We start from the raw sequence: 12,061 nt of genomic DNA, 5'->3' as shown, positions 1-12,061 counted from the left end.
AAACATTCTCCTTTACAGAATCGGCATAAAGTTCTGTAAATATCGCCGTTTTCAAATACCGCATAATATTTCTGGCGTACAAGTTCAAGAAACTTCAATTCATGTTTTGCAAAGGGCATATGAAGACCTCCAAAGGAAACTATAGTTATTAATAATATATATTTTAATAACGATAGTTATCTTCCGGGGAATAAAAAAGGAGGATAAAATATAATCCACCTTTCGAACAAATATAATAATCGGAGAAGGCTTTGTCAAGATAAATATTTACATCGGTGAAAAATATTTATCTTGACAAGGGGGGTTGTGTTTATCCTCTTCATGCGACATCCTGTTGATGATAGAGGTATTTCTAAAACCGTTGAACACCTTGACGATCTCACCCGTACGGCCAAGGTCGGCAATAGCATAACAGCCTATTGTAAAAAATAGATAGCCAGAACTTCAAACTCTAACGAAAAATTGCGCCTGAAAGTTTAATGTATTCGATAAAGTTTATACAAGGAACAGAAACCTCAGCCATGGCACATACTGCCGGAATCTTACACTTGGCCTTTATAACGGGGGGAGGCGTTTGTCTCCCCTCGTTTGAAACCAACTTCGCGCCAGTGACGTACGCCGAAGCGAGGATGATAATATCGTTTTCCCCTACGCCTTTTGGATTGTAGCCATCTCCCACAATTCCAAGCAATCCCTTGATGCGCATTGCGGTTTGCAGAATCGAGTTGCTGATTTCAAGTTGTTCAAGATCGTTGTGTGAGAGCCACTCTCCGCAATCTGGCATTTTGTTTTCCACTTCTTCAAATGCTACTCTCGGCATTACCTGTTGTTTTTCCTCAATCTGCGCTCGTATCCATTCCCACAGACCTGGAAATTGACGTATAGGGTAATTATCCCAAGCATAAATCATAGATGAAGCATCAAAGACCTGCATAGTAATTCTCCAATTGATGCAGATCTTTTATTTTCAGACTGTCGAGATAGCTGCTCGCCTTGGCAAGTGTAATATGACGGGCATTCAGTGCATCAAAAACTGTTTGCACAAATGTATTGCCAAAAACATGTTGAGGTTCCCGATAGCGATACTGTCGGCTCCCACCTTCCGTTTGCTGGATAGCCAATTCTGCATGCCATTGCCGGTAGGCGGCGTATTTGCTCTGTGGCAGGCGACAGACATCCTTAAGCCTTCGCAAAATCACCTCACTGCTTACCCCCCACACCTTGCGTTGCCGAGAAAGCCAGTCGTCGTATTTAGATACCTCATCGGGCAGATCTATATCATTGATGCTCCTTAGAAAAGAATCCGGTACCAACAAATTACCAGCAAAAGCATTGGCATGATGTTCATGTTCTTGGTGGGATTGTATATCATATTCATCATCAATTGAACTGGACTTATATAGCAGCAAATGACCCAGCTCATGCATGAGCGTAAACGATTGCTGGGTCTCCCAAGGCTGTTTCTTGATAACAATCACAGGGCAGACAGGGTCGTAAAGAACAAAACCGATAATTGGATTCAGCTTGTCAATCTGCCACTTCCCGCTATAACCATTACTGCGGAATACCAACACGCCTTTAGCCTCCACCGCAGCACGGTAAGTGTCAAAGCTGTTTTCATCAGCCAGGGCCAACCATTCTCTTGCAATTCTGGCTGCCTCACGTGTGTTTTGTTGAGGTAAATCTGGTGGGCTGAATAATGGCTGGTCTGGATTGTCCATATCTTCGCACAGGCTCAAATATATAGCACGTTGCTTTTCAACTCGCTCTATTAGATTTTTTAGCTTGGTCGATAACTCCGGCTTTTTGTTAGCAAGAGTGCGGAACTGTGGCGAATGTACCTGCTCCTCAACGACCGGTCCATACTCAAGAAAAAACAGAACTCCACGGCCAAAATACTCGGCAATCTTGCGTAACTGGTTAAACGTAATACCATCTTCACCAGTCATCATTCGTTCGATGCTAGTCTCTGCTATGCCCAATTCAAAAACAAGATCATTTGGCTTTATGCCATAGTCAGCGCAACACCAAGCTATGCGTTCTGGGTTGATCGATTGAATTCGTTCCATATAAAACCTTCATTTCAGCTTGAACTGATTCCACCCCACTTATAATAATTTATCACAACTTATTAAAACGCGCCAACAAAGGCTTGGTTCATTAATGATTTTTCAATTTGTCCGCGTGATAGAATAAAAGATGCAAATTTATAAAATGCAATGATTTTTTCTAAAAGAACTGGTTATTTCAATTCCAGAATCTGGCACATACCCCGCGCCGCCGGAATCGAAAGTTTCTTTACGCCGACTTTAACCACGACAGGCGCCTCTGAAGCGGTGAAATCTGTGCGGCGGACAAGGACACGGTTCCCCAGGCGCAGCCCGGAAACTACGGCGCCGGGTTTTTTCGGAACTTCAAAGCTGACCGGCGTTCCTTTTTCCCAAAACTCCCCGTATTGTTGGGCGGCGGCATATACCTCGTGGAGCAGCTTCACCTCTTCAGGCGCCTCATCCTTCGGGCACCAGAGAAAGAAGGTATCCGTTCCCCGGAGAAGCATGTGCCAGAGGAGTTCCTGGTAGCGCCCGGCGCTGAATTGTTTCACTAAAGGGTCGGATTTTTCCGGCGGAGAGGTGGTATGCCAGTGAACGAAGCTGATGATCGGTACATTCGCCGGGGTGCTCTTCCCTACGCTTGAAGCCTCCAGAAGAAGGGCATAGAACCAGCGGTAATCGGAATCCTCAAAGTCATACCAGGAATAAATCGGGTACCAGGTATACACCACCGGCATGGCAAAGGTATAGCCGGTAAGGGGGAATTCCGGATACCAGTTCCGGTATTTCGCCTGCTGGTCGGTCCTGCAGGGCTGGCCGTCCACATAGTATTCGAAGTAATCGTACCAGTACCGGTACCCGTCATGGGGATTCACCGCATAATTTCCGACCAGCGCCCGGGGGAACCGTGAGCGGATCGGGTCGGCGAAAACATCGCGCTGCATTTCGCTCCGGAGGGTACGGACAGCTTTTTGAAACGCTGGAAACTGGTCGATTTTTTTTATATGATCGCGGCATATTCGGCAATTTTTTGAAGCCTCCCAGGCGCGGTTGAATTCGAGGGGGCCGTCTATCTCCCAATCGGCGAAGACAAAACCGACATCCAATCCGGCTTCTTTGTACGCCCGGGCAAAATATTCCACCTGCTCACGGATGGGCGCTCGTCGGAAATCGAGGGTGAACGGGCAGCCAATTTTCTGGCTTCCGAACGAAGTATCCCAGAACGGATTCCCCTTGCTGTCACGGTGTGCGGTGCGCTCGTCCCCGTTAAAGAAGGAGGAGAGACAATTCGTGGCGTTGATATTAACCAGAAGCCCCAGTTTTTTCTGCGCCCGGGCGATGGTCAATCCCTGGGAGAGAGTTTTTTCACGGTTTTTCGGCGACCAGGATGAGACCAGCCCGATTCTCCTGCGGTCCAGCTCACGGACCAGCGCCTCGGCGGAAACGTCATCGAGCGGCCCCGGATCCATTGCGGGCCAGAGGTAGAGCGGCAGCCGGTTCCCCCGGTCATAGGTCAGAGGTTTGGTGGTATTGAGAACCATCTGCACCTGCGGCGACCAGAGGGGTTTATCCCCGGCAGTATCTGCCGCATAAGCGAAACCGGCGGAAACAAAAAGGAAAGGCAGAAACGCGATCAGTATTTTCTTCATACTTGAAGCCCCCCGGGCAAGAAATAAGAAATACATGATTTGACCCGTAAGTAATAACACTTGTGCTTGCGAATCAAGAGTTTTTCAGATATGTTTGAATGGGAGCAAATACTGTAGATATCTTGCAGAAACCGTGAACCGTTCGATCTAAATACACATGGCGACATATTTTATTGCGTATTTTTTTCAAAATAGATGCCGAAACGGTTTCATCGTTCCCGCGAAGCGGGAACGAGTTCGGCATGACACGTGTCATCCTGAACTCGTTTCAGGATCTGAATACTCAAAACATGCGTATTTATATCGTCATGTATAAATACTTAATAATAATTTGCAGGAGAACGTCATAATGAAATCTCACTCCCTAAAACAACGAAAGAGACTCGCCAAATGGATGGTATCCGCTATCCTGCTCATTGTCATTTCGGTCTCAACAGCCCCGGCTCAGGATGATCAACTGGCGATCACCCGCGCCAACCCTGAATATAAAAATGTTCTTACCGTCAGTAAAATCGATCGAAAGGTCCTCTCCTGGTATAACGGGTATTCAACCAGAGCCAAGGGATACACCGATGAAACCTGGGCTGAGGAGCTTCGTCATATCATGGCAGAAAGCGCCGCCGCAGGCATCGACGGGCCTTTCACCCCGAATGCGGCAAGAATCCTGGGGCAATCACGGGTAGATGACATGAACAAGTCATTCGGCATGAAATTCCCCTATATGGCCCATGCGGGAAATTACTCCCCGCAGGCTAAACAGGCCGGGGCGAAATTTCTTTTCGGCATGAAGTATGTCAGCGGCGAGTACGGCCGGGTTGCCTGCTGGGACCCCCGGTACAGGGAATTTGCCAACGCCGCCATCGAAAAATGGCTCAGGGAAAACGGCAAAAGCCCCTGGCTTTCCTGCGTTCTCGGAATGGACGAGCCGCTCAACTATGCCGGAACTTCCCGAACTCCCGGCGCGGTGGAAATAGTAAACAAGGCTCTCAAGGAAAAATACGGCGTCACTATCGCTCTCACCCCCATAGACTCCTCGAAAGCCTACTATGAATGGCCTGTCGAGCCTGCAATCCTTAACAAGCCCGCGCACGATGTCGCCCTGCTGCGTGTCGCCATGTGGCGCTGGCTGAACGAGCAGTTATATATGAGCGCCAAGCGGGAATACGACCTTGTTCGCCGCTATGCGCCGGGGGTGGAGTATCACGCCTATAACCGGAACGCCATCAATATCTTCGATTTCATCAGCACCGATGTGCGGAATTCGCTGGACCGGCTCGATCAGTCCTGCATTTACGATGTCACCGACTGCTACTCCGCCGATCCCTATCCCACCGGTAACCTCCAGCGGGACGGGAGAGACCGCGCGCTGTACCATGTGGGTTTCATTGCCAAGTTCATCACCGATCTGGCGGCGGGAAAACCATCCAAAATCATCATGCAGGCGTTCAAGTTCACCGGGCTGTACCCCACCCCCGGAAATCTCCGTGAATGGACCAGCCAGGCTGCCAAGGCGGGTGTCACCCACCTGGAATGGTACGGCTGGCCGCGAGTGGACAACCCGGATCTGTACCGCGAGATGCTCCGAATGAGCAGGCTCTGGAAAGACATGCCCGCGCTCGATATTCCGAAAACGGCGGATATCGCGGTACTTTTCAGCGACGATTCCCGGAATGCGGTGAATGACGCCGGAATGAACTCGTATTATTCCCTCCACGTAATCCTGGGGGAAAACCTCGGCGCCTGGTATGCTTTCACCGGGGAAAACCATGTCCGCAAAGGCCGTCAGTCTCTCGATGCCGCAAAATTGATCATCGCCCCGGAGCTTTCGTATGTATCCCGCGATTTCGCTCAAAAGCTGACCGACCGGGTCAAAAACGGGGCAACGCTCGTTCTCCTCGACCCGGACGCCCTGAACTGGGATATCGAGACCGGCTCGCTGGCGTCCTTCCGAAAAGAGCTCATGGGCGCCCCCCTCGGTGCGAGCTGTGAGGCCTCCCAGTTGAATCCGACAGCGGAAGGAAAGGCGCGGTTCAAAGGAATCGAATATCTCCTGCTCACGCGCGTGGAACGCGGCGTGGTCGCGCGCACTCTGAAAACGCCGGCGGATGCACGGGTCCTCTTCACCTTCGGGGACGGCAAACCTGCGGTATACAGCCGTAAACTTGGCAATGGCGAAGTGATTGTGTTCGGCGGCCAGCCTTTCGGAAGCAGCCTCCAGGCGCTGAGACCCTTCGGCTGGGACAAGCTCCTGGCGGCGCTCTGCGATGAACTTGACATTAAACGCAATTTGCCGGTCTGGAGATTCCTGCTTCCGGAGACCGGCGGCGAGGTAGCTGTTTATGACATCCTGGTAAAGCCGGGAAAATGAAGACACCCTCACCCCATGTCCCCTCTCCCGTAAACGAGCGAGGGGAAAACCCTGTGATGATAGATGCCAAAACAAGTTCGGCATGACACGTGTCATCCTGAACTTGTTACAGGGTCTAATGATAATGATCCGGCAAAAAGTGTAATAAAGTCTTCAGTTCTATCGATACCTCACCCGGCTTTCAGCCACCCACTCCTAATTTGGAGAGGCTAAAGACACGGCCTGCGGTGAGTTACCCCCTCTCCTGACTAGTAGAGGGGGCTAGGGGGTGAGGTAAAGAAATACAGAAAATCATGTACAATTGACTTTTTGCCGGATCATCAAGGATAATTTACACATTTTTTCACAAAACTTCGAAAGAGCACTATAATGGATTTTAACGACCAAACAGATCATCGCCCCTGGGGATACTTTATCATCCTCTCCGATGAGCCAGACCACAAAGTCAAAAGAATTGTGGTGTACCCGGGGAAGCGGCTCAGCCTCCAGCGGCACCGTCTCAGAAGCGAACACTGGTTTGTCATTTCCGGCGAAATCCTGGTCACGGTGGGAAATGAAGTAATTCATCTTCAGGCTGGTGAATCCATCGATATCCCGCTCGGCGCCGTTCACCGTCTGGAAAATCCCGGAACGGTCGAGGCGATCTTTGTGGAAATCCAGAGGGGTGATTATTTCGGCGAGGATGACATCGAGCGTTTTGAAGATGACTTCGGGCGAGCCTGACCGCTCTTTTGTTTGACTTGCCACAGATAAGGTGATATATTAGTCATCGAATACGCCGGGATGGCGGAACTGGCAGACGCACAAGACTTAAAATCTTGGGAGCCATAGGCTTGTACGGGTTCAATTCCCGTTCCCGGCACCAAAAATATCAGGGGTTTACGCCAAGTCGAGCGTAAACCCCTTAAATTGGGGAAATCCGTGATATCTGGACAAAACGAAGCCTTTTCTCGAATTCTTATCGACAAAGCACTCGAAGCGAGTGGATGGGATTTGCTCAACCATCAGCAGGTGCAGTTCGAGTTCTACAATGATAGCGGACGGGCTGACTACCTTCTCAAGGATAACTTGGGGCGGGTATTGTGTGTGCTCGAAGCCAAGCGCGAAGACTTCGACCCCTATAACGCAAAAGAGCAGGCCCGTGGTTATGCGGAGAATCTGAATGCCCCGTTCGTTATCCTTTCTAATGGCCTTGAGCACTGGTTCTGGAACTATGAGCGCGCCGAACAGCGCGATGCGTACCGCATTGAGAGCATGCCATCGCGGGAAGATCTCGAACGGGTACGCCTAAAGAATCTCCAGCCGCCGCGCTCTCTCCAGACTGAAATCATCCGACCTGAGTACCTCCGAGGGTTGCGCCCCGATCTGACCCTGCGCGGCTACCAGATTCGGGCCATGGAGGAGATCGCTAAGGGCTACGACGATGCCGGTCGCCGCAAGTTTCTGTTGGAAATGGCGACTGGCACAGGTAAAACATTGCTTTGTGCTGCGCTGATCCGCCGCTTCCTCGTTACACGAAACGCCGAGCGGGTTCTCTTCATCGTGGACCGAATCGAGCTTGCCAAACAGACGATGGAGGATTTCAACGTTGTCCTTGGCGAATACAAGCCGGTCATCTATAAAACGGCGCGCCGCACGGGCGAACTTCTCGGTTCATCAGTCGTGGTCGCGACTATCCAGTCACTTATGACTGACCGCCGCTACCGTGAAGAATTCACACCCTTTTACTTCGACCTGGTTATCAACGACGAGGCTCACCGTTCCATTTACGGCGATGCGCGAGAGGCAGTACAGTTCTTCCAAGCCACGCGCATCGGCCTGACAGCCACGCCAAAGGCTTACCTGAAGAACGTTAACCTGGATCAGCTTGCCTCCGAAAACCCGAAGGTCTTGGAGGCCCGTCAGCTCCGCGACACATACCACTACTTCGGCTGTGAACCCGGCCAGCCCACATTCCGCTACGACATTATTGATGCCGTGAAGGACCCGGAAGGCCCCTTCTTGTGTCTTCCCAAGATCATTGACTGCCGCTCAGATATTACCACCCAGGCACTACAAGATGCAGGCTGGACGGTGGTCATCAACGAGCAGGACGAAAGCTTCAAGATTCAGGACTTGGAGAGAAAGATATTTACGCCACATCGCAACCGCGTTATGTGTGAGGCTTTCCTGCGCGAGGCGCAGCGCGACCCAAGTGGCGAGATCGGCAAATCCATAATCTTTGCTGTTAACCAGACCCATGCCACTGCGCTTACCAAAGTCCTCAACGAGATCAAGCTGGGAATCGCACTCACGATCACATCACGTATAACTGATGCTTCATCCCTTGCAAAGGAGTTCCGAGACGGAAAGCGAACGGAACGTATCGCCGTGTCTGTTGACATGCTTTCCACCGGTTACAACTGCCGCGACCTGCTCAATGTTGTGCTTATGCGCCCGATCTTCTCCCCAACGGAGTACATCCAGATCAAGGGGCGAGGTACTCGGCGCTTCACCTTCTTAGTTGGCAACACCGAGTACGAGAAACGGTACTTTTTCTTGCTCGACTTTTGCGCCGTTGCAGAGTTTTTCGAGGAGAAATACGACTACGCTGCACCCTTGAAACTGCCTCCGCAGGATGGACGCCGCGCTGTGCTCGAACGGTATGAACCGAGCGCGGGTGGTATTCGCGAACCTGGCCACGAGGGGCAATATAGCCCTGGCGAAGGTTCTGAAAAGCGCCGCGAGATTCCCGTTTGGGAAGGCACTGACCGTATTGTCAGCCAGGAGGTCCGTATCGTAGGCCCGAACGGCGAAAAGGTTGACGTGATGACCTTCCGAGGTTCGTTTGAGCGCGATCTGAAGGAGTTCGCCGAAGTAGACCCAGATTTGAATGATGCCGTGGAGGCCGAGGACGACGATGCAATCGAAACCATCGTACAAGAGCGCTTCTATCACCGCCCCGAGATGTTCTACTCGCCCGACAAACTCATCATATCCTACGGTGTGCCAGCCCCCACACCGGCCTTTGTCTACAACGCCCTCGGCAAGCGCCCTCTCCCAACCAAGGACAAGGTCATCTCAGATACAGTGGACTCCATCGCCGCAAGATTCAACCTGCGCTATACCGACCAGAAATGGGTGAACGCCATGGCCGAGTTAGTCAGTGAGGATCCGCAGGCGCTTTCAGACTTTTTAGTTGGCCGCTACAACCGGCTTTTCGAGCGCAGCCAGTTCCGCACGTTGGGAGGGCTCTCGGCGCTTACCCACTTTCACGAAAGAGATGCGGCCTTCGAAGCGTTGCGCCAGTCGTCGCTGGTCCAATGCACCCGAATGGCCATGAGAGAGGCTTCCTAAAGATATGCTCAAAACAGAAAACCAAAGCAACTCCGTCGCCAAATTGAATCAGAGCAACGGCTCAAACTTCTTCTCTTCCGGCCTTCGACAGAAGGTAGACCAACTGATGAACATTCTCTATGCGGGCGGCGTGAACAACCCGATGGACTCCATCGAGCAACTCTCCTACCTTATCTTCCTTCGGCTGCTATCCGAGCGCGACGAACAGGCCACGGTCATCGAGCAGGGTTACCAGCGCATATTCTCCGGTGCATGGGCGCGCTATGCCTGGGGCAACTTCGTCACCCTTACAGGAAACGAGCTGTTCGATACCTTGCGCAGTGCAATTGAAAAGCTCCATGAACTGCCCAACCTTTCTAGCACCGGACGTGAACTGTTTCGAAACGCCACTCTCAAGATTTATGACCGGCCGACCCTCCGCGCCGTCTTGCAGGCCATAGCTGAGATGAAACTAACACCCCACGAAGGCCACGACCTCAAAGGCGACATGTATGAGTACCTGCTCAGTAAGCTCGCGCAGTCAGGCACCAACGGCCAGTTCCGTACCCCTCGTCATATTATCGACCTGATAGTGGCGCTCGTGGACCCTCAGCCGGGCCTGCGTATCTGCGACCCTGCTTGCGGTACTGCCGGGTTCCTGATCTCGGCCTATACCCACATCCTTCGGCAGCATACCAAGCGCGCGGACCTCGCTCGAAACATCGTAGATGGAAGCCAGCTCAAGCCCAAGCAGTGGGAGTTTCTGGAGAATCAAGCCTTCACCGGCTTCGACAACGATGCCAATATGGTAAAAATTGCCATCCTTAACCTTTACCTGCACCAACTCGAACGAGCCCGCATTGAACACTACAACCCTCTCACCACAGCCCTGGGAGGCCAGTATCCCGGCCCGCGCTACGACGTCATCCTTGCCAACCCGCCCTTCGCAGGCCGCGTACAGAAAGAGAGCATCCTTGCCGACATTGCCCTCGACACTCGCGATACCGAACTGCTTTTCCTCAAATGGTTCCTCGACCACCTGGCCGACATTGGCCGCGCCGGTGTCATCGTGCCCAATGGCGTGCTCTTCGGTTCGGGTAAGGCTGACCGCAAGGTGCGCGAGTTGCTGCTCACCACATGCGAGCTACAGGCCGTAATCGCGCTGCCCTCCGGCGTGTTCAAGCCTTACTCGGGTGTCGGCACCGCCATCTTCATCTTCCGGAAGGGCAAGCCCACCGAATCGGTCTGGTTCTACGAACTTACCGCCGACGGCTACTCACTGGATGACAAGCGCGTGCCCATCGAGGCCAATGACATCCCCGACATCCTCGCCAGGTGGCCGAACCGCGAAGAAGGCCCCAACAGCTTCCGCGTGAAAGTGGAGAATATCCGCGAGAACGGCTGGCAGCTCATGCCGGGACGCTACAAGCCGGTGCGCTTTGATACCGTGAAGCATGACGCACCGGTGGACATCCTGTCGGACGTGATCCGGATGGAGACGGAGATAGCGGAACGGGCGAAGGCGCTGATCGAAAAGGTGGAGACGCGATGAGTGGATGGCCCCTCAAGCCGCTTCTGGATGCTGCGGACCTGGTAACCACCCGTGTAGGGTCCTTTAAGGGCGTGCGGCAATACGTCTCCACCGGTGACGTTGATGGAACGGCTATTGTTCGCTCGGAGTCTGTCACTTTCGAAGGGCGACCGTCTCGTGCCGACGTAGTAGCTGCAGTGGGCGACGTGCTATTCGCGCGGATGCAGGCGACCGACAAGGTAGTCGTGGTCTCGAACGAGACGAAGGAGAACCTCTGGTCTACAGGGTTTGCCGCTCTACGACCGCAGTTCCATACACATCCGCGATGGCTCAATTCTTGGCTTCGATCCAAGCAGTTCATCGAGCGAAAGGATGCGCTCTGCACAGGTGCGACGCAGAAGGCAATCACTAATGAAGGAATCAGGAAGTTGACGATCCCGCTTCCACCCTTCCCCGAGCAAGAGCGGATGGTGAGGATTCTGGACGAGGCGGAAGCATTACGCCGCCTACGCACGGAAGCGAACAAGCGGATAGGCTCTCTTGAAGCTGCACTATTTCACCAGATGTTTGACGACCGGCAGGACGCTTGGCTCGTGGAAAAGTTTGGTAATGTTGGCAGCCTTGACCGTGGGCGCTCGCAGCATCGTCCTCGCGATGAGTCTTGGCTATTCGGTGGCCCCTATCCATTCATCCAAACCGGGGATGTGGCAAACTCGTTGGGGTACATCACGTCATTTACACAGACATACTCGGAACGCGGATTGGCTCAAAGCCGCTTATGGCCAGCCGGGACTCTCTGCATCACGATCGCCGCGAATATCGCAAGGACTGGCGTACTAGCTTTCGATGCCTGCTTTCCCGACAGCGTAGTCGGCTTCATTCCGGGTGATTGCGTCACGGTGGAATACATTCAAGCCTGGCTCCGAACGATCCAGAAGGCGCTCGAAGATGACGCCCCACAGGCTGCACAAAAGAACATCAATTTAAAAACGCTCCGCGAGCTTGATCTTGTAGTCCCACCGCTTGAGTTGCAGCGTACCTTTGCCGTCCGCGTCGCCGAAATCCACTTACTGGAAGCCACGCAAACCACCAGCCGCCAGCGTCTCGACGATATGTACCAGTCCCTCCTGCACCGCGCCTTTCAGGG

8 protein-coding genes and 1 tRNA gene are annotated in these 12,061 nt (G+C 52.6%); 6 read left to right on the top strand and 3 right to left on the bottom strand.

Going from position 1 to position 12,061, the window contains the following annotated elements:
* Positions 1–451 precede the first annotated feature (451 nt).
* From Q8O92_01900 to Q8O92_01890, 3 genes are all read right to left on the bottom strand, one after another.
* The gene (locus Q8O92_01900; protein MDP2982067.1) at positions 452–934 is read right to left on the bottom strand and encodes a DUF4411 family protein; all 483 of its coding nucleotides are present in this window, start codon (positions 932–934) and stop codon (positions 452–454) included.
* Complete coding sequence (locus tag Q8O92_01895) at positions 921–2,069, bottom strand: XRE family transcriptional regulator (GenBank protein MDP2982066.1); 1,149 nt, start codon at positions 2,067–2,069, stop codon at positions 921–923. Before Q8O92_01895 ends, Q8O92_01900 begins: the two co-directional genes overlap by 14 nt.
* Positions 2,070–2,242: 173 nt before the next feature.
* Positions 2,243–3,700, bottom strand: coding sequence for a hypothetical protein (locus tag Q8O92_01890; protein ID MDP2982065.1), 1,458 nt, complete (start codon positions 3,698–3,700; stop codon positions 2,243–2,245).
* Between the two features lie 349 nt (positions 3,701–4,049).
* Here Q8O92_01890 and Q8O92_01885 point away from each other — a divergent pair, with 349 nt between their 5' ends.
* From Q8O92_01885 to Q8O92_01860, 6 genes are all read left to right on the top strand, one after another.
* Complete coding sequence (locus Q8O92_01885; protein ID MDP2982064.1) at positions 4,050–6,068, top strand: beta-galactosidase trimerization domain-containing protein; 2,019 nt, start codon at positions 4,050–4,052, stop codon at positions 6,066–6,068.
* Between the two features lie 369 nt (positions 6,069–6,437).
* Entirely contained in the window at positions 6,438–6,791 is a 354-nt protein-coding gene (locus tag Q8O92_01880) for a phosphomannose isomerase type II C-terminal cupin domain (protein MDP2982063.1), read from the top strand.
* Positions 6,792–6,845: 54 nt separating this feature from the next.
* A tRNA-Leu gene (locus tag Q8O92_01875) sits at positions 6,846–6,933 on the top strand.
* A gap of 56 nt (positions 6,934–6,989) precedes the next feature.
* Positions 6,990–9,404, top strand: coding sequence for a DEAD/DEAH box helicase family protein (locus Q8O92_01870; GenBank protein MDP2982062.1), 2,415 nt, complete (start codon positions 6,990–6,992; stop codon positions 9,402–9,404).
* Between the two features lie 4 nt (positions 9,405–9,408).
* The gene (locus Q8O92_01865) at positions 9,409–10,935 is read left to right on the top strand and encodes a class I SAM-dependent DNA methyltransferase (protein MDP2982061.1); all 1,527 of its coding nucleotides are present in this window, start codon (positions 9,409–9,411) and stop codon (positions 10,933–10,935) included.
* A partial coding sequence (locus Q8O92_01860; protein MDP2982060.1) for a restriction endonuclease subunit S occupies positions 10,932–12,061 on the top strand: 1,130 nt, incomplete at its 3' end. The genes Q8O92_01865 and Q8O92_01860, both read left to right, overlap by 4 nt.

The organism is Candidatus Latescibacter sp. (assembly GCA_030692375.1).
GTDB lineage: Bacteria > Latescibacterota > Latescibacteria > Latescibacterales > Latescibacteraceae > JAUYCD01.
Note: the sequence above shows the minus strand (reverse complement) of the source record. Positions and strands in the feature narration are given on the sequence as shown.

What these genes read in the sequence shown, in the direction of transcription:
- Q8O92_01895 (MDP2982066.1), bottom strand. Translation starts at nt 2,069, where the DNA reads ATGGAACGAATTCAATCGATCAACCCAGAACGCATAGCTTGGTGTTGC.
- Q8O92_01890 (MDP2982065.1), bottom strand. Translation starts at nt 3,700, where the DNA reads ATGAAGAAAATACTGATCGCGTTTCTGCCTTTCCTTTTTGTTTCCGCC.
- Q8O92_01880 (MDP2982063.1), top strand. Translation starts at nt 6,438, where the DNA reads ATGGATTTTAACGACCAAACAGATCATCGCCCCTGGGGATACTTTATC.
- Q8O92_01900 (MDP2982067.1), bottom strand. Translation starts at nt 934, where the DNA reads ATGCAGGTCTTTGATGCTTCATCTATGATTTATGCTTGGGATAATTAC.
- Q8O92_01865 (MDP2982061.1), top strand. Translation starts at nt 9,409, where the DNA reads ATGCTCAAAACAGAAAACCAAAGCAACTCCGTCGCCAAATTGAATCAG.
- Q8O92_01885 (MDP2982064.1), top strand. Translation starts at nt 4,050, where the DNA reads ATGAAATCTCACTCCCTAAAACAACGAAAGAGACTCGCCAAATGGATG.